Annotated in this window: 13 protein-coding genes; 5 read left to right on the forward strand and 8 right to left on the reverse strand. The window is 72.5% G+C overall.

Annotated features, from left to right (window positions below; all coding sequences use genetic code 11):
* Positions 1–78 precede the first annotated feature (78 nt).
* Genes VHA73_00575 through VHA73_00595 form a run of 5 tightly spaced genes read right to left on the reverse strand, consistent with a single transcriptional unit; the run spans position 79 to position 7,375 of the window.
* Positions 79–4,695 carry a DEAD/DEAH box helicase gene (locus tag VHA73_00575; GenBank protein HVX16499.1) on the reverse strand — a complete coding sequence of 1,539 codons (4,617 nt, stop codon included), beginning with the start codon at positions 4,693–4,695 and terminating at the stop codon, positions 79–81.
* Between the two features lie 58 nt (positions 4,696–4,753).
* Positions 4,754–5,179, reverse strand: a complete 426-nt coding sequence (locus VHA73_00580) for a cupredoxin domain-containing protein (GenBank protein HVX16500.1) — start codon at positions 5,177–5,179, stop codon at positions 4,754–4,756.
* A 10-nt stretch (positions 5,180–5,189) separates the two neighbouring features.
* The gene (locus VHA73_00585) at positions 5,190–5,858 is read right to left on the reverse strand and encodes an HAD-IA family hydrolase (protein HVX16501.1); all 669 of its coding nucleotides are present in this window, start codon (positions 5,856–5,858) and stop codon (positions 5,190–5,192) included.
* A 49-nt stretch (positions 5,859–5,907) separates the two neighbouring features.
* Positions 5,908–6,579, reverse strand: a complete 672-nt coding sequence (locus VHA73_00590; GenBank protein HVX16502.1) for a metal-dependent transcriptional regulator — start codon at positions 6,577–6,579, stop codon at positions 5,908–5,910.
* Between the two features lie 10 nt (positions 6,580–6,589).
* A complete protein-coding gene (locus tag VHA73_00595; GenBank protein HVX16503.1) occupies positions 6,590–7,375 on the reverse strand; it encodes an endonuclease/exonuclease/phosphatase family protein in 786 nt (261 codons plus the stop codon).
* Between the two features lie 23 nt (positions 7,376–7,398).
* Between VHA73_00595 and VHA73_00600 the strand changes: the two genes are divergently transcribed.
* Positions 7,399–8,943, forward strand: a complete 1,545-nt coding sequence (locus VHA73_00600; GenBank protein HVX16504.1) for a hypothetical protein — start codon at positions 7,399–7,401, stop codon at positions 8,941–8,943.
* Between the two features lie 39 nt (positions 8,944–8,982).
* Here VHA73_00600 and VHA73_00605 read toward each other — a convergent pair whose 3' ends face one another.
* A complete protein-coding gene (locus VHA73_00605; protein HVX16505.1) occupies positions 8,983–11,325 on the reverse strand; it encodes a UvrD-helicase domain-containing protein in 2,343 nt (780 codons plus the stop codon).
* A gap of 111 nt (positions 11,326–11,436) precedes the next feature.
* Here VHA73_00605 and hemE point away from each other — a divergent pair, with 111 nt between their 5' ends.
* Genes hemE through hemG form a run of 3 tightly spaced genes read left to right on the forward strand, consistent with a single transcriptional unit; the run spans position 11,437 to position 15,064 of the window.
* A complete protein-coding gene (hemE, locus tag VHA73_00610) occupies positions 11,437–12,525 on the forward strand; it encodes a uroporphyrinogen decarboxylase (GenBank protein HVX16506.1) in 1,089 nt (362 codons plus the stop codon).
* A gap of 8 nt (positions 12,526–12,533) precedes the next feature.
* A complete protein-coding gene (hemH, locus tag VHA73_00615; protein HVX16507.1) occupies positions 12,534–13,493 on the forward strand; it encodes a ferrochelatase in 960 nt (319 codons plus the stop codon).
* Positions 13,490–15,064: a protoporphyrinogen oxidase gene (gene hemG, locus VHA73_00620; GenBank protein ID HVX16508.1), complete on the forward strand. Its 1,575-nt coding sequence runs from the start codon at positions 13,490–13,492 to the stop codon at positions 15,062–15,064. Before hemH ends, hemG begins: the two co-directional genes overlap by 4 nt.
* Before the next feature lie 120 nt (positions 15,065–15,184).
* Here hemG and VHA73_00625 read toward each other — a convergent pair whose 3' ends face one another.
* Positions 15,185–15,922 carry a dienelactone hydrolase family protein gene (locus VHA73_00625; protein ID HVX16509.1) on the reverse strand — a complete coding sequence of 246 codons (738 nt, stop codon included), beginning with the start codon at positions 15,920–15,922 and terminating at the stop codon, positions 15,185–15,187.
* Positions 15,923–16,415: 493 nt separating this feature from the next.
* Between VHA73_00625 and lnt the strand changes: the two genes are divergently transcribed.
* Positions 16,416–17,891: an apolipoprotein N-acyltransferase gene (gene lnt, locus VHA73_00630; protein ID HVX16510.1), complete on the forward strand. Its 1,476-nt coding sequence runs from the start codon at positions 16,416–16,418 to the stop codon at positions 17,889–17,891.
* Between the two features lie 135 nt (positions 17,892–18,026).
* Here lnt and dtd read toward each other — a convergent pair whose 3' ends face one another.
* On the reverse strand, positions 18,027–18,464 hold the full coding sequence (gene dtd, locus VHA73_00635) for a D-aminoacyl-tRNA deacylase (GenBank protein ID HVX16511.1): 438 nt from the start codon (positions 18,462–18,464) through the stop codon (positions 18,027–18,029).
* Positions 18,465–18,625 lie beyond the last annotated feature (161 nt).

Consider the following 18,625-nt stretch of genomic DNA (forward strand, 5'->3'; position numbering starts at 1 on the left):
TGGTCGTCGGGCGCACCTGTCCTCCTTTCACCGATTTCGGGCAGGTGGAGGGCGCGCCCGCGCCCCCACACGTGCTGGTCAGCGAACCGTGCCACCCCGTGCCCGGAGCACCAGACCCCTGTAGCCGTCGACGAAACCAGCGGCGCGCAACGCGGGCGCGAGGTCGGACTCACGAACGGGCTCGCCGTCGACTCTGCCGATCTGCAGCGACCGATGGCGGCCGGACACGACGAGCGAGCGGAGCGCCTCCGCCACCCGCTCCGGCGCGTCGAGGCCGGCCGCGAAGCGGATCACGCTGCGGCCGCCCCGTTCGACGTAGGCCAGCGGCATGCCACCCGCCAACATGACGTGGGCCCCGGCGTTGCGGCCGGGTCGGGCGGTGACCGACACGTCGGGCCACGGGAGGGTGGCGCCATACGGCTGCGCCGGGTCGGCCGCGGCGAGCACAGTGGGCGCCACGCCGGGTTCGCCGGCACCCCCCTCGCCGAACGGATCGGTGGTGCCGGACGCGGCGCCCGCCGTGCGGGCGGCGCGGAGCCGGTCGACCGCGCCCGGCAGCGCGAACTGCGCGCCACCCAACCCGTCGACGAAGTAGCCGCGGCGGACCTGCCCCCGCTCCTCCATCGCCTTCAGCACCGGGTACACACCGGCAAAGCCGCCTTCGGTGCCCTCGCCGAGCACCGCCTCGCGAACCAGCACGCCGTACCGCTCGAGCAGCTGCTGTGCACGCACCGCCGCGGTCACCGTGGCAGCCACCGGTCCCGCGTCGGCCTCATGTTCTGCCACCAGATCGGCCACGAGGTACCACCGACCCGATCCGGCGGGCGGGCCGAGGCGCGCCAAGCGACCCGGCCGTGGCTGGCGGGCACGGGCGGCGGAACCTCGCGTTGGCCCATCGAGGAAGGCACGCAGCGGCGCGACGGTGTCGCTGGTGACCAGGCCCGCCCAGACGAGATCCCACAGGGCCGCCAGGACGGTGGCGTCGTCGTAGGCAAGGCCCGCTTCCGACGACGCCCGCACCAGCTCGGGCCAAAACGACGCGCCCCGGTCGCGGAGGTGCCGCACCAGCGCCTCGTGCACGGGCTCGAGCTCGCCGGGTTCCGCCACACGGCCGAGCAGCGCAGCAGCCTGGTCGCGGAACAACAACCGAACCCGGCCGTCGCCGGACCCGAGCGCGCCGGCGCCGACCCACACGGTCTCGCCCGCCGCGCACAATGCGTCGAGGTCGGCCGGCGAGTAGGCGCGCAGCCGTGCGGGGAGCACGTCGGCCTCCAGGACGGACGCAGGGATGCTGGCGCCCTGCAACGTGCCCAGCACCTCCACCAGCCCGTCGATCCCGCGCCGGGCGGACCCGACTCCTTGCCAGTCGATGAGGAACCGTGCATAGGCCTCGGCTTCGACGGGTTCGATCTCGCGCCGCAGCGCGGCGAGCGTGCGACGCCGCAGCTGGCGCAGCACCTCGACGTCGCACCACTCGCGCTCGGTGCCGCCGGGCCGGAACTCGCCTCGGACGACCCGACCGGCCTGGTCGAGCTCCGCCAAGACGCTGGCCACCCGCTCAGCCGCGACCCCCAGCCGGCCGGCCACCTCGGCGGTCGTGAACGGGCCGTGGGTGCGGGCGTGGCGGGCGACGAGATCGACCAGCGGACGTTCGACCGGCTCGGTGTAGGCCGCCGGAAGGCCGAGCGGGATCGCCACTCCGAGCGCGTCGCGCAGCCGCGCCGCGTCGTCGGCCGACACGACCCGTTCCTCTCCGGCCACCGGCGCCGTGAACACGCGGCGCTCACCCGCGAGTTGGTCGACCCATGCGGCAACGTCGGCGCCGTCCGCGGCGCGCAAGCCCAAGTCATCGACGGTCAGCGGGCCCAGCACCCGCAACAGATCGTGCAGCTCGTCGGCGTCGCGGGCCGGATGTCGAGGTCCGGCGAGGCGCTGAAGCTCGCGCTCGAGGGCGGCCAGGACGTCGGCGTCAAGCAGCTCGCGGAGCTCCTCGGCCCCCAGCAGCTCGCGCAGCAGGTCTCGATCGAGCGACAATGCCGTAGCGCGCCGTTCTGCCAGCGGCGCGTCGCCCTCGTACATGTAGACCGAGATCCACCCGAACAGCAGCGACTGCGCCATCGGCGAGGCTTGACGGGTGTCGACCGGCACCAGCCGCACGGTCCTCGACCGGAGATCGCGCAGCAACCCGCGCAGCGCCGGCAGGTCGAACACGTCCGTCACGCACTCGCGGGTGGTCTCCAACAAGATCGGGAAGTCGGGGTGACCGCCGGCGACCGCCAGCAGATCGGCGGCCTTCTGGCGCTGCTGCCACAGCGGCGTGCGCCGGTCGGGCCGGCGGCGTGGCAACAACAGCGCCCGGGTTGCGCACTCGCGAAAGCGGGCCGCGAACAGCGCGGTACCCGGCAGGGCGCTGACCACGAGCTCGTCGATCTCGTCGGGGTCGATCGTGAAGGCATCGAGTGGCAGCTCCTCGACGGCTTCGGGGAGCCGCAACACGATGCCGTCGTCGCTCCAGATCAGCTCGACGTCGTCGCCCCACCGCTCAGCCAGCCGGGCCTTGATGGCCATCCCCCACGGTGCGTGCACCCGAGCCCCGAACGGGCTGAGCAGGCAGATCCTCCAGTCACCGACCTCGTCGCGGAACCGCTCGACCACGATGGTGCGGTCGTCGGGCACCACACCGGTGGCGGCGGCCTGCTCGTCGAGGAACGCCAACAAGTTGGTGGCCGCCAGCTCGTCGAGGTTCCGGTCGTGTCGCAGCTCGTCGAACACCTCGGACCGCGGCGCCGTGCGGGCGTGGCGGACGAACTCGCCCACGGCCCGGCCCAGCTCGAGGGGCCGGCCTGGGCCGTCGCCGTGCCAGAACGGCATCTTGCCGGGCCGACCCGGCGCTGGGGTGACCACCACGCGGTCGTGGGTGATGTCCTCGATCTTCCACGTCGACGCGCCGAGCAGGAACGACTCGCCGGGTCGGCTCTCGTAGACCATCTCCTCGTCGAGCTCCCCCACCCGCGTGCCGTCGGGGAGGAACACGCCGTACAAGCCGCGATCGGGGATGGTGCCGCCACTCGTGACCGCGAGCCGCTGTGCCCCTGCCCGGCCACGGATCTCGCCCCGTTCGCCCGCGGTGCGGTCCCACACGACGCGGGGGCGCAACTCGGCGAACGCGTCGGACGGGTAGCGGCCCGCCAGCAGGTCGACCACGTTGGTGAGCACCTCGTCGGACAAGTCGTGAAACGGCGCGGCGCGGCGCACGACCCGGGCCAGGTCGACGACCGGCCAGGTGTCCATCGCGGCCATCGCCACGATCTGCTGGGCCAACACGTCGAGCGGGTTGCGCGGGTAGCGGGTGGGCTCGATCAGGCCGTCGCGCATCCGCTGGACGACCACTGCTGCCTCGAGCAGGTCGTTGCGGTGCTTGGGGAACAGCTTGCCGCGGCTCGGCTCCCCCACTTGGTGGCCCGCACGGCCGATGCGCTGGAGGCCCCGGCTCACCGCGCCCGGTGACTCGACTTGGATGACCAGGTCGACCGCGCCCATGTCGATGCCGAGCTCCAACGACGAGGTGGCCACGATGGCGCGCAGCTCGCCCGACTTGAGCCGGTCCTCGATCTCCAGCCGCCGCTCGCGGCTCAACGAGCCGTGGTGGGCCATCACCAGCTCCGGCGCCGCAGGTGGCGCCCCCATGGCCTCGCCGCCGCTGAACTCCGGCGCGCCACCGCCGTTGCCGGCGCTGGTAGCGGCCAGCTCGTTCAGGCGGGTGGCCAATCGCTCCGACAAGCGGCGGGCGTTGGTGAAGATGATCGTGGAGCGGTGCTGCTGGATCAGCTCGAGCAGCCGCGGGTGCACCGACGGCCAGATCGAGCGGCGACCCGCCCCACCGCCCACCACACCGTCCGGCGCGCCGGGAACCTGCCCCGGCTCCACGATCTCGCCCAGCGCGCCCATGTCGTCGACGGGGACGATGACCTCGAGGTCGAGCTCCTTGCGGACCCCGGCGTCGACCACCGTGACGGCGCGGGGCGCGCCGTGGTCGTCGAAGCCGCCGAGGAAGCGGGCGATCTCGTCGAGGGGGCGTTGCGTGGCGGACAGGCCGATCCGCTGGGGTGGCCGGTCGGCCACCTCGTCGAGCCGCTCGAGGGTGAGGGCGAGGTGCGAGCCCCGCTTGGTGGCGGCGACCGCGTGGATCTCGTCGACGATCACCGCCTCGACCCCCGCCAAGGTCTCGCGAGCCTGCGACGTGAGCATGAGGTACAGCGACTCGGGTGTGGTGATCAGCAGATCTGGCGGGTTGCGGACCAGTTTGCGACGCTCGTCGGCCGGGGTGTCGCCGGTCCGCATCCCCACCACCGGGTCGTGCGCGAGCGCGATGCCGAGCCGCTCGGCCGCCAAGCGGATGCCCATCAGCGGCGCGCGCAGGTTCTTTTCAACGTCGACCGCCAGCGCCCGCAGCGGCGACAGGTAGATCAGGCGGGTGCGGTGCGTGCGCTCGGTGGGGCAGGGCTCGGTGGCGAGCCGGTCGAGCCCCCACAAGAACGCGGCCAACGTCTTGCCCGAACCGGTGGGGGCGAGCAGCAGCGTGTGATGACCTTGCGCGACGGCCGGCCAGCCCTCGACCTGGGCCCTGGTGGGCGCAGGAAATGACGCCTCGAACCAGGCGCGGGTGGGTGGGGAGAACGCGGCGAGGGGATCGATCCCCCGAGCCTACGAGCGGCCTCCGGCAGTCACGCCGGCGAATGCCCGGCTCGGCGGTTCAGCCCGGGATGCTGGAGCCGGTGGTCGCGGACCTGCCGACCTTCAAGGTGCCGCTCATGTTCGGGTGAACCGTGCACACGTACGTGTAGTCGCCGGCCTTCAACGCCGGGACCTTTGCCGTGGCCTCGTGGCCGCCGGTGATGATCTCGGTGCCGACCTTGGAACCCGCGCCCTTGAGCACCCAGTCGTGCGGCGTGCCGGAGTCCTTGTTGTCGAACGTGACCGTGAACGGTTGACCGGCCGCCACCGTGAGGCACCGCTGGGTGAACTGGAGGTCCTTGGCGTCGACGGTCACCTTGCCGCCGGTGACCGCCGTGCAGGTGCCGCTCGGGCTCTTCGACGAGCTTCCGCTGCTGCCGCAAGCGGCGACCACCGCCATCGTCGAGAGCACCAGCACCGCCACCACACCAACACGCCGCATCATGTTTTCGACGCTACCGAGCGAGGAGGCGGGGCACGACATCGAGGCCGTTGTCGTCGCCGAGCGGCGCGCCCGCCGCCACCAGCCACACCGGCAACCCGGCGCGGGTGGCGCCGCCGTCGGCCACCGCGTCGTCGCCAACCATCAGCGTGTGGGCCGGTTCCGTGCCGAGCCGGCGGCAGGCCTCGATGAAGATCGCCGTGTCGGGCTTGGCGGCGCCGACCTCGCATGACAGCACCCACGCGTCGACCAGATGGTCGAGCCCACGGGCGCGGAACGGGCTGCGGATGTCCCACCCGGTGTTGCTGACCACCGCCACCGGCGTGCCCGCGGCGTGAAGCGCCTCGAGCGTCGGCACGGCGTCGCGGTACGGCACCCAGGTGGCCGGGTCGAGCATCGCGGCATCGAGGGCCGAGCCCAAGCCGGGAAGGACCCGGTCAGCGAGGCCGTACAGGGCCTTCCAGCGCGCCGCCCACACCGCCGCGTCGAGGTCGCGCCCGCGGGCCACTTCCTCGGGCGCCATCGCGGCGGTGTGGATCTCGGCCCAGAGCTCCCCGACCTGGTCCGGGGTGAGATCGGCGCCGAGCCGCTCGGCCTCCCGCGCGAGCAGGACGGTCTCGGGCACGGAGTCGAACAAGGTGCGCCCGAAGTCGAACAAGACACCGTCGATCTCGGCGGTCACGATCAAACCTGGACAGCGAGACGAGGCGGCGAGCTCGAGCGGCCGGCCGTCAGTTGCCGGCGGTGACGAGGATCCGGGAGCTGGCGAACGCACCCACCCCGACGTGACGTTCACCGATCTGCACGGTGGTGGTGCCATCGGGTGACGCGGCGGTGAGCACGCCCCGCTGGCCTGGGAGGATGTCCGCGTCTTCGAGGAAGTCGAGCAGCCCGGGCGCGAACTCGAGCTCCTCGGGGATCCGCGACACCACGAACGAGTCACCGACGGCCAGGTCGGACAACACGTGCGTGTCGGGCGCCTTGTAGTCGCTGCCCGGGATGGGGTTGCCATGTGGGCAGGTGGTGGGATCGTTGAGCACCCGCACCAGCGCCTCCTCGACATCCTGGCTGATGATGTGCTCCCACTTGCCGGCCTCGCGGTGGGCTTGGGCCCACGACAGACCGAGCATGTCGGTGAGGAAACGCTCGGCGAGGCGGTGGCGGCGGACGACCCGTTCGGCCAGGCGAGTGCCGGCGCCGGTCAAGCGGATGTGGCCGTCGACCGTGACGAGGCCCTCGTCGGCCATGCGGCGGATCATCTCGGACACAGCCGGACGCGACACCTCGAGACGCTCTGCGATGCGCGCCTGGATCACCTCGACATCGTCCTCGTGCAGCTCGAAGACGGCTTCGCAGTACTCCTCGAACGCCGGGTGGTACTCGCGGGCCTCGTGGCTGTTCACGCCGGTCAGTCTACGGACCGGAGCACACGGACGGCGCAGCGGATCGACCAGCGACGCGCACGGTCGCGATGACCGGCCGGTGGTCGCTGACCGGCGGGCGAGGGACGTCGACGGCGAGGATCGTGCCGCCCCGCACGGCGATGTGGTCGATGCGATGCCACGGATGGTCGACCCCGGACGAGTTGGCACCACCCGCCAGCTCGAAGCCGCCGGCCGCGACGATCGGGGCGACGTCGTCAGGGTGCAAGTTGAAGTCACCGCACAGCAGGACCGGGCCCTGCTCCTCCGCCAGCCGGGCCACGAGGAAGTGCAGCTGCTCGATCGCCTCGCTGCGCTTGGTCTGCAAGTGCGTGGACACCACCACGACGCGCTCGCCCGCCACCTCGGCCCGTGCCACGATCGCCAGCCGGGGCTCGCGGCCGCCGCCGACGGGGAGATGGACGACGTCGACGGCACCGATCGTGCCGCGGCTCACCAGCGCATTGCCGTACTGCCCCCCTGGCCCGAACCAGCGGGCTCGGGCGAACGTCACGGCGCCGGCCCGTGCCGCCTGGCGCGCAAGCTCCGCCAGATCGACGAACCACGACCGCACCACGCGCCGGTCGACCTCCTGCAAGGCGATGAGATCGGCGTCGAGCAGGCGGATCCCGGCGCGCAAGCGCCACGGCAGGCAGGGCCAGTGGGCGCCGACCCGGCCGTGGTGGATGTTGAACGTCGCCACCCGCAGGAGCCTCGACTCGTGGGTGACGGGACCCGGCGCGACGGGCTCGGGGACGGGGGCGGAAGGGTCGTCCACGGCGCCTCTCTTATCATCAAGCGATGCCCCGACTCGCCGCGACGCTTGACGCGCCGGATGGCGGATCGGCACCTGCACGCCGCCGGCGCCTCACGGATGCCCGCTGGCTGATCGTCATCTTCGTGGTGGCCGTCGCCATCGTGCGGCTGCCGAGCTTCGTCCACCAGCTCTACGACCCGGACGAAGCGGCCATCGCCGTGCAAGGCATCGGCCTCGAGCGCGGCGGGGTCCTGTACGCAGACGTCATCGACCGCAAACCGCCACTCGCTCCCACCTTGTACGCCACCGCGTTCCGCCTCACCGGCACCCACGACCTGCGGCCGCTGCACGTGCTGGCTGCTCTCGAACTGGTCGGCGCCGCGCTGCTCATCGCCTGGGAGCTCCGTGAACGTGCCGGGCCCGAGGCGGGGCTGTGGGGCGGGTTGTTGTTGATCGGCGGCGCGCTCGCGCTCGTACCGCAAGACGCGCAAGCCGCCAATTTCAGCCAGCTCGCGCTCTTGCCAGGAGTCGCCGCCATCGTGTTGGCCCGACGGGACTCGGCGCGCGCGGTGGCGGGCGCGGGCGTGTGCGTCGCGATCGCCACCTTGACACGCCAGACGTGGGCCATCGGCGTCCTACCGGCGGCGTTCGCGGCGTGGTGGCACGGCGGGCGACGATGGACCCGTCCGGCGCTGGTCGTGGTCGCCACCCTGGCCGGGGTCGCCTCCGTGGGTCTGATGGTGCCGTTCGGGGCCTTCATCCACTGGACGTTCACCGGCAACGGGTCGCTCCTGTTCGACATCTCCCAGTTCGGTCACGTCTTCGCGTCGGCGTGGGCGAGCATCGGCCTGTTCGTGGCTGGTCACGCGCTCGCGCTCGCGCTGGTCGGGCTCCGCCGATGGCACCGCGACGAAGCCGACTTGTGGTTGTGGGGATTGTGCGGGTTGCTGTCGGTGATGGCCGGCGCCCGCTTCTTCGGCCACTACTGGCTCCAGTTCCTCCCTGCACTCGTGCTGCTGGCAGCGCCTGCGGTGCCGGGCCTGACGCGGCGCTGGAAGTCCGCCGCGGGCGGGCTGCTGGGCATCACGGCCGTCGTCTATTTCGTGCTGGCATGCTTCCCCGACCAGATCCATCGGCTCCCCGACGCGACGCGCATCGCGGCGGTCGTCCGCGCCCACAGCACCTCACACGACCGGGTGGGCGTGTGGGGCTCGTACCCGGAGGTGTACTGGCTGGCAGACCGGCTCCCCGCGGCCGGCCTGATCCACACTGATTTCGTGGTCGGGAAGTCCGCCGGTCGCCTGGAGAGCCCAGCGACGTTGCGCGACGCGACGCCCGGGGCGATCGACAGCTACCTCGACGTCATGACCAACGAGCCCCCGAAGGTGTTCGTCGACACGTCGACCGCCGACTTGCGGGGCTACGGCCACTACCCCATCACCGTGCTGCCGGGGCTGGCACGCCTGATCCGCACCGAATACCACCACATCGGCGTCGTGAACGGCGTGACGATCTACGAGCGGAACGCGCCGGCCCCCCGCAGGAACCCCGACGACAGCCCGTACACCGTCGACACCGGCACGCCCTGAGCGCGGCCGCGCCTTCGCGAGGTGACGGGAGAGAGCCGGTCAGGTCAGAGCTTCGGGCAACGGCTCGGCGTGCACGATCGCCAGCCGTTTGGTGGCACGCGTGAGCGCGACGTACAGCGCCCGCATCCCTTGCGCTTCCTCCGACGCGATCCGTGACGGCTCCACGACGACGGTGGCGTCGAGCTCCAAGCCCTTCACCAAACCGACCGGCACGACCGTCACTTGGTGGTCGAGGCCTTGGGCGAACGCGTGGCCGTGATCGATGCCGCGCTCGTCGAGGCCTTCGTCGACCACGTCGACCAACGAACCAGGACAGATCACCGCCACGTTCCCGGCGCCGACCGCCGCGACCTCGTCGCGGACCGACGCAGCGATCGCGTCGAGCAGGCCTGCGGCGGCGGCGCGCACCACCGTCGGCGGATCACCGTCTTCGCGGACCGCCACCGGGGGTGCCAGCTCGGGCGCCGCCACCCGCAGCACGCGCGCCGCGAGCTCCATGTTGGGCGCCGGCAACCGGTAACCGACCGTGAGCTCAGCGCGCTGCGACGGCCGCCGTTGCGGCAAGTAGTCGAGGATCTCTTCCCAGTCGGCGTGCGCCCACGCACCGGTGGCCTGGGCGATGTCACCGACCACGGTCATCGATCCGTTCAAGGACCGGCGGGCCAGCATCCGCAGCTGCATCGGCGAGAGGTCCTGCGCTTCGTCGACCACGATGTGGCCGTACGTGCGGACCTCGTCACTTCGGTCCTTGGGCCGCGGACCGAGCACCGCGCGGGCCTCGTCGAGCAGCGGCACGTCGTCGTTGGTCCACACGACCTCGTCGACCGACGCGGCCCGGAGTCGGTACAGGCCGTCGATCTGGTCGCCAGAGAGCCGCCGCCCCGCGGCCAGGCGCAGCAACGCCTTGGAGCCGAACAGATCGTGGAGCAGCTGCGCGGGGGTCAGCACCGGCCACATCCACTCGAGCGCCTCGCGCACCTCGGTGGTGCGCCGCAGCGCGCGGCGCAGCTCACCTGGGTCAACCGGCGTGCGCGAACGCTCGGCAAGCGCCTCGAACAGACGCTGCTCCACGAACTTCCGGCCCGCGTTGTGGGTGCGGAAGCGTCGACGGGCCTCGGCGACGATCGGCTCGGTGGCGTCGGCCGGCAGGCGCAAGACCTGCACGCCGTGCGGCACGAGGAGCTGGTGGCGGAGCGGCCGCTGGCGATCGCGCACCGCCTTCGCCAGCACCGGCGCCATGACCTCGTCGCCCTTCACACGGGCGACGTCCTGGCGGTCGTTGCCGCGCACGCGCACATGGTCGATCAAGTCGGGAAGAACCACCAGCTCGACGCCAGCTTCGCCGAGGGACGGCAGCACCTGCTCGATGTACGACAAGAACAGGCGGTTCGGGCCGACCACGAGCACGCCTTGGTCCTCGAGCGGAAAGCGGTGCGTGTAGAGCAGGTAGGCCGCGCGGTGCAACGCCACCACGGTCTTGCCGGTGCCCGGACCACCCTGCACCACCAACACGCCCGGCAGCGACGCGCGGATGATCTCGTCCTGCTCGCCTTGGATCGTGGCGACGATGTCGCCGAGCTTGCCGGTCCGGGCGGTCTCCAGCGCCCGCATGAGGGCGCCGTGGCCCTGCACGTCGCCCCGCCCCAGCTCTTGCGCGAAGCGACCGAACAGCTCGTCGTCGAGGTCGAGCAGCGTACGGCCCCGCGAGGTGAAGTGACGCCGGCGCGCCAGCCCCATCGGGTGCGGGCCGGTGGCCCGGTAGAACGGCTCGGCCACCGGCGCACGCCAGTCGACCACCACCGGCTCCTGGTGCTCGTCGGCCACCGCGATGCGCCCGATGTAATAGGCGGGTCCGAACTCGACCCGCGCGTCGTTCGCCGTGCCGTGCGCGCCGTTGGCGCCCGCACTACCCGGGGCGGTGTCGGCCAGGGCGGTGTCGGCCGGGGCGGCCGGGGCGACGCCTTGGCCGTCGGTGCTGGCAGGTGTGCCGGTCGCGGTGCCGATCGTGTGGGCCGACGCGGTGCCGTTGGTGCCGGCCGCGCCGTTTGGTCCTGAACCGCTCGCGGCCGCGCCGTTCGGGTCTGCGCCGTTCGACTCGGGCCCGACATAGCGACCTTGGCGGAGGCGGCCGGCGGCCAGCTCGGCGGGGTCCTGGTCGATCCGTCCGAACACCAGCGACGCGTCGCCGAGTTGGAGGTCGCTCAGCCGGTTGGCGATGGTCTCGTTGATGACCTCGCGCTCGTAGCGAGCTTGGAACGTGCCGCCCCTGCCCACTTCGACCATGTCGGAGAGGCGCTTGGCAGATTCCCGTGCCGCGTCGAGGCACTCGTACGCGTGATCGACGTAGGACTGCTCAGCTGCCAGCTCTGGATGAACCGTCAATGCAAGGCCTCAGGTGCAAAGGGTGACCGACCATGTTACTGGCCCGGCCTCGCGTAGCCGCATCCGCGCTCCGCACCGCCGTCGGCGCGACGCACCACTAGGTTGGCCGTGATGACCAGCCCCGACCCGCGCCTCGCCGACAGCCCCTTCCTGCGGGCCTGCCGGGGCGAGGCCGCGGCGCACGTGCCGGTGTGGTTCATGCGCCAGGCAGGTCGGGCACTGCCCGAGTACCGCGCCAAGCGTGGGACGGGCACGATCCTCGACGCCATCCGCCAACCCGAGCTCGCCACCGAGCTCACGTTGCAGCCGGTCCGCCGCTACGGCGTCGACGCGGCGATCTTGTTCTCCGACATCGTGGTGCCGGTTGCGGCCATCGGCTTCGGCGTCGACATCCAGCCGGGCGTCGGGCCGGTGGTCGACCACCCCTTCCGCTCGGCCGCCGATCTGGAACGCCTCCGGCCGCTCGACCCCGACGCCGACGTCCCGTACGTGCAGGAGACGGTGAAGAACCTGGTCGGCGAGCTGGGCGACACGCCGCTCATCGGGTTCGCCGGGGCGCCGTTCACCGTGGCCAGCTACCTGGTCGAAGGGCGAACGTCGCGCACGTACCTGCACACCAAGTCGTTGATGTACGGAGAGCCCGCGCTGTGGGCGCAGCTGCTCGATCGGCTCGCCGACCTCGCACTGGTGGGGCTGCGCGCACAAGTCGAGGCGGGCGCCTCGGCCGTGCAGCTGTTCGACAGCTGGGCGGGCGCGCTCGACCGCGCCGATTACGAGCGCCACGTCCTGCCCGCCACCCGCAAAGTGCTCGAGGGGATCGCCGACCTCGGCGTGCCCCGGATCCATTTCGGCGTCGGCACGGGCGAGCTGCTCCCGTCGCTGCGCGACGCCGGCGCCGACGTGGTCGGCATCGACTGGCATGTGCTCCTCGACGACGCCCGCGCGCGCCTCGGGCCCGACGTCTCGCTGCAGGGCAACCTCGACCCCGCCTGCCTGCTGGCGCCGTGGGACGTCGTGGCCCAGCGGACGCGCGACGTCCTGCGCCGGGCCGGCGGCCACCCCGGTCACGTGTTCAACCTGGGCCACGGGGTGCTGCCCGAAGTCGACCCCGAAGTGCTGCACCAAGTGGTGGAGTTGGTGCATGCCGAGGGCCGCACCGACGGCACGGTGTCCGAAGCCGTGGCTGCCACCGGCGGCTGACGACCACGATGGCGGCCCGCTCCGACCACCGCACCGGTGTGGTGGTGATGGCCTACGGCTCGCCCGCGTCGTCCGACGACCTCGAGGCGTACTACACCCACATCCGCCGCGGGCGCGCGCCGACCGACGAGCAACTCGCCAACCTCCGCGCTCGCTACGACGCGCTCGGCGGCGTGTCGACCCTGGCCGCCCGCACCACGGCCCAGCGCGCCGCGCTCGCGGCGGCGTTGGAACGCCAGGCGCCGGGGAGGTTCGACGTGGTCGCCGGCAACAAGCACGCGGCGCCGTTCATCGAAGACGGTGTCCGCGAGCTGGCCGGTCGGGGTGTCGGCGACGTCGTCACGGTGGTGCTCGCACCGCACTGGTCGGCCGGCTCGGTCGGCGAGTACGAGCAGCGGGCCGCCGCAGCGTGTGACGAGCACGGGATCCGCGTCGGCCACGTCCACCAATGGCACCTGTTGCCGGAGCTCATCGACTTCCAAGCCCGCGCCGTTCGGGCCACGCTCGACGGGCTCGGAACACCCGAAGCGGCCACGAAAGTGCTGTTCACGGCCCACTCGTTGCCGGAACGGGTGCTTGTCGGCGACCCGTACCCCGAGCAGCTCCGCGCGTCGGCGTCTGCCGTTGCGGCTTCCGCCGGGCTCCACCCCTGGGCCGGCTGGGCGATCTGCTGGCAGTCTGCCGGCGCCACCCCCGAGCCGTGGCGCGGGCCCGACGTGCTCCACCTCATCCGCGAGCTGGCCGCCACCGGACGGGCCGAGGGTGTGGTCGTCTGCCCGCAGGGGTTCACGTCGGACCACCTCGAGGTGGCCTACGACCTCGACATCGAAGCGGCTGCGGTCGCGGCGGAGGTCGAGCTGGCGTTCGGCCGTACCCCCGTGCTGAACGACGACCCGGTGGTGCTCGGCGCGCTGGCTGCCAAGGTCGCCGCCATCGCCGACGGCCACGACGAGGCGGTGGCCCGATGAGCCCCACCATCGCGGTCGTCGGCGGAGGGATCGCCGGGCTGGCGGCCGCCCACCGCCTCGCGCATGCCGGCGCCGACGTCGTGCTGTTCGAGCGAGACCGGCTCGGCGGCAAGATCCGGACCAGCGAGTTCGCCGGGCGACCGGTCGACGAGGCAGCCGACGCGTTCTTGATCCGGGTGCCGTGGGCGCTCGAGCTGGCCACGCACGTCGGCCTCGGCGACCGGCTCGTCGCCCCCGCCGCCCGCAACGCGTACGTGGTGGTCGAGGGTCAGCTCCGCCCGTTCCCCGACGCGCAACTGCTCGGTGTGCCCACCGACCTCGACGCCCTCGCCTCGTCCGGCGTGCTCACTGCGGCGGGCGTCGACGCGGCCCGCCACGACCTCGACCACCCGGCGCCGCCGCCCGACGGCGACGTGGCCATCGGGCCGTACTTGCGGCGACGGCTGGGCGACGAAGTGGTCGACCGCCTGGTCGGACCGCTCGTCGGTGGCATCAACGCGGGCGACATCGACCAGCTCTCGCTGGCCGCCGTCACCCCCCAGATCGACGCCGCCGTGCGCGATCCCGACGAACGGAGCCTGATCCGCGCCGCGGCAGCGATGCGCGCCCGGGCCGCCGCCGGCGGGGCTGGCGGCGGTGCGGCCGACCGCGGGACGGGCGAGCCCGCAACGCACGAGGGCGGGAATCCCGCCGCCGACGCGACAGCGGCCCGGGGTCGAGCCGTCGGCCGGCCGAACGCAGGTGCGGCCACCGGCACGACAGGCGAGCCCGCAACGCACGCGGGCGGGAGTTCGGGAAGCGGCCAGCCGTCGCCGGTGTTCAACGCACCCGCACGCGGCATGGGCCAGCTCGTCGACGCGCTGGCCAACGAGCTCGCCAGCCTCGGCGTGGCCGTGCGGCTCGGCACCGAGGTCGTGGCGATCGAGCCGGGTCCGGGCGCCGGAGGTTGGGCGCTCGCGCTGTCGACCGGACCCTCGATCGACGTCGACGGCGTGGTGGTGGCTACGCCTGCTCGTGCGGCTGGCGGGCTGCTCGGTGACCTGGCACCGGAGGGCAGCGAGTTCCTGAGCGAGGTCGAGCATGCCTCGGTCGCCTTGGTCACGCTGGCGTTCCAGCCAGGCGACCTCGGGCCGCTCGATGGCTCGGGCTTCCTCGTCCCGCGATCCGAAGGGTGGCTGGTGACGGCGTGTTCGTGGTCGTCGTCGAAGTGGGCGCACCTTGCGCCCGAGGCCGGCGACGGCACCGTGATCGTGCGGGCCTCGGTCGGGCGGGCCGGCGACCGCCGCTTCGACAACCTCGATGACGGTGAGCTGGTCGAACGGGTCGTCGACGACCTCCGCCGGGTCACCGAGGGCCTCGGTCAGCCGGCCGCCCAGCGGGTGAGCCGCTGGCCTCGGTCGTTCCCGCAATACGCACCCGGCCACCTGGATCGGGTCGACGCGCTCGAGGCCGAGTTGACCGAACGCCACCCGAGCGTGACCGTGGCCGGTGCTGCCCTTCGAGGCGTCGGGGTGCCCGCCTGCATCCACAGCGGCCAGCAAGCCGCCGACGCCGTCCTCCGCGCCACCTGAAGGTCAGTCCCCCCGCTCCGACCGCCAGCACCGACTGGCGCGCGCACCCCCCACCCCTGCTGTGAGCACAAACCCACCTCCCAGGTGGCCAAGTGCTCACAACACGGATGGGTTCGAGGGTCAGAGGTGGGTGCGGAACCAGTCGAGGGTGCGGGGCCAGGCGTCGGCCGCGCTGGCCTGGTGGAAGTGTTGCGGGCGGGCGTCGTTGAAGAACCCGTGACCGGCCTCGGCGTAGCGCACCACCTCGGCGTCGACACCGGCGGGGGCGTCGGAGGCCAGGCGGGCGCGCAACGTCTCGACATCCTCGGCGGGGATCGACTGGTCCTGGTCGCCGAACAGGCCGAGCCACGGCGTGGCCAACTGCCCCACCCGCTCGATCAGCGAGGGGTAGGTGGGCCCGCGACCGGTGACGATCCCTCCGCCGTAGTAACCGACCGCGGCGCCGAGGCGGCGGGTCGTCGCCACCAGGAACGTCACCCGCCCGCCGAAGCAGTACCCGACGATGGCCGTGTGGTCGGCGGCGACACCCGACGCCAGGACGTGGCCGAGCGTGGCGTCGACATCCATCAAGATGCGGTCGTCGTCGAGCGCGGCGAAGTGCGGAGCGATGCGGGCGAAGTCGCCCTCGTAGTCCATCTCGGGTGAGCCCGTTCGATGGAAGATCGCCGGCGCCACGGCCAAGTAGCCCTCGGCCGCGAACCGGTCGGCGAGGTCGCGGATGTGATCGGTCACGCCAAATGCCTCTTGGATCACGATCACCGCAGAGCTCACCGAACCTTCCGGAGCGGCTTCGTACACGGGCATGGGTCCGTCGGGGGTGTGGAGCTCGATGGTCCTGGTAGCTGGGGTGCCGGCCATGCGTCGCACCTTAGGTCCGCGCCGATCGGCAGCGTCGGGCGCCACGACCGCCCGACGGCTGCGATCGCCCGCGGCAACCACCGCCACGATGCCCCCGCGCGACCCCACCAACCAAAGGCCCTCCCCACCACCGCGACCGCCCGACCGCCGCGATCGCCCGCGGCAACCATCGCCACGACGCCCCCGCGCGACCCCACCAACCGACGGCGCTCCCCACCACCGCGACCGCCGGACCGCCGCGATCGCCCGCGGCAACCACCGCCACGCCCCCGCGCGACCCCACCAACCGACGGCGCTCCCCACCACCGCGACCGCCGGACCAAGCAACCAGGGGCCGGACCAAGCAACCAGGGGCCGGCCAGGCAACCAGGGGCCGGCCAAGTGACGAGCCGTCGACTGCGGGCCGACCGTCGCCAAGTGCCAACATGCACACGCCATGGGTCGCCTTCGCAGGTTCGTGTCGCGCGCTCGGCCGCGCCGAGTGGCAGCTGCCGTGGCGACCGGACTGGTGCTCGCCGCGTCGCTGCCGCCGTGGGGGTGGTGGCCGCTCGGGTTCGTCGGCATCGCGTTGCTCGACCGGGTCCTCGCCGATCAGCCCGTCCGCAACCGGTTCTGGCGGGGGTCGGGCGTGGCGTTCGGATTGTTCGTGATCACGCTGTGGTGGATCCACGACCTGACGCTCCCGGGCTACTTCATCGCGGTGGCGGTGTTCGCAGCGATGGCGGGTCTGTGCCTGATGCTGGTGCCCCCCGGCCGCGGCCGCTGGGTGGCGCTGCCCGCCGCATGGACGTTGGCAGAAGTGTGGAAGGGCGCCTTCCCCTTCGGTGGCGTGCCGATCTCGAACCTGGCGATCGGCCAGGCCGGCGGGCCCTTCGCCCCGACTGTGCGGCTGTTCGGGGCCGCCTCCCTCACGCTGCTCGTGGTGATCGGCGGCGTCGGTCTGTCGGCCCTCGCCGCGCGGCGTTGGCGGGCCGGCGTGGCCGCGGTGGCCGTGGTCGCGATCGCAACCGGCGCCGCCGCGATCGCGCCGCGGGGCCACGACACCGGTCGTCCGTTGCGGGTCGCGGTCGTGCAAGGCGGGGGGCCGCAGGGCACCCGCGCGATCAACACCGACGCCCGCAAGGTCTTCGATCGACACCTGGCCGCGAGCAAATCGATCCAGGCCCCGGTCGACCTGGTCTTGTGGCCCGAAGACGTGGTCGACGTCAACGCGGACGACCCGACCGCCAGCGAGCACCTCGACATCGCCGACGCGCCGGAGGGCGACGACCTGTCGGCCCTGGCCCGACGCCTCCACGCCACCGTGGTCGCCGGGATCGTGCAGGACGACGGCGCCAAGCACTTCCTCAACTTCTCCGCCGCCTGGGACCCCGACGGCCGGCTCGTCGATCGCTACGAAAAGGTCCACCGGGTCCCCTTCGGCGAGTACGTCCCGCTTCGGTGGTTGGTGGAGCCGTTCGCAGGACCGTCGCTCACCGCCCGCGACGCGGTGATCGGGCGCCGGCCGGCCGTCCTGCACACGGCGGTTGGGCCGCTCGGCGTGGCGATCTCGTGGGAGATCTTCTTCAGCCACCGCGCCCGCAGCGCGATCGGCGATGGTGGCCAGATCCTCCTCAACCCCACCAACGGGTCGACGTACACCGGGACGTTGGTCCAGACGCAGCAAGTCGCGTCGAGCCGGCTACGAGCGCTGGAGGAAGGGCGATGGGTGCTGCAAGCCGCGCCGACGGGGTTCTCCGCGATCATCGACGCCGACGGCCGGGTGCACGCCCGGACGGGGATCAGCGAGCAGCGGGTGTTGCAGTCCGACCAGGTCCGGCGCCGCACCGGCCACACCATCTACACACATGTCGGCGAGTGGCCGGTGCTCGCGGCGATCGTCGCCCTGCTCGTGGCAGCCTGGACGCTCGACCACCGCGACCGCCGCGACCGCCAAAACCCTGCGATTCGTGCAGAAGTGGCTGAATAATCGCGGCACTTCTGCACGAAGAGTCGCCGGCCACCGACCCGCCCGGCCCCGGCCAACCGACCCCGACCCCGCTCCCCCCCGCCACCCGCCGCCCGGCCCCGCCCGACCGCCCGCTCGACGCCCGCCGCCGGTCCGTCAGACCTCCAACAGCAACGTCACGGGCCCGTCGTTGACCAGCGCCACCTGCATGTCGGCGCCGAAACGTCCTTGCGCCACCGTGACGCCGGCGGCCCGCAGGTCGGCCACGAACGCCTCGACGAGGGGCTCGGCGTGCTCGGGGCGAGCGGCGGCCACCCACGACGGCCGACGCCCACGGGCCGTGTCGCCGTAGAGCGTGAATTGGCTGATGACGAGCGCCGCCGCGCCCGTGTCCGCCAGCGAACGGTTCATGACTCCGGCGACGTCGGCGAACACCCGGAGGTGGTGCACCTTTTCGGCCAGCCTGGCGGCCGAACGCTCGTCATCGTCGTGCGTGACGCCCACCAGCACGCACAACCCGGCACCGATCTCGCCGACGACATCGCCGTCGACGGTGACCGACGCCGACGTCACCCGCTGCACCAGCGCTCGCACCTCCCCAGGTGTAGCCCACCCCTCCGCACGGCCGCCAAGCGCGACCACCGATCGACCTTCTTCGCGCAGAAGTGGCGACATAGCAGCCACTTCTGCACGAATCGCAAGGTTGTGGTGGCGGGCGGCGAGAGTTCGCCACGGGGCGGCCGGTAGGGTCCCAG

The sequence above is a fragment of the Acidimicrobiales bacterium genome (genome assembly GCA_035547835.1).
Lineage (GTDB): Bacteria > Actinomycetota > Acidimicrobiia > Acidimicrobiales > Iamiaceae > DASZTW01.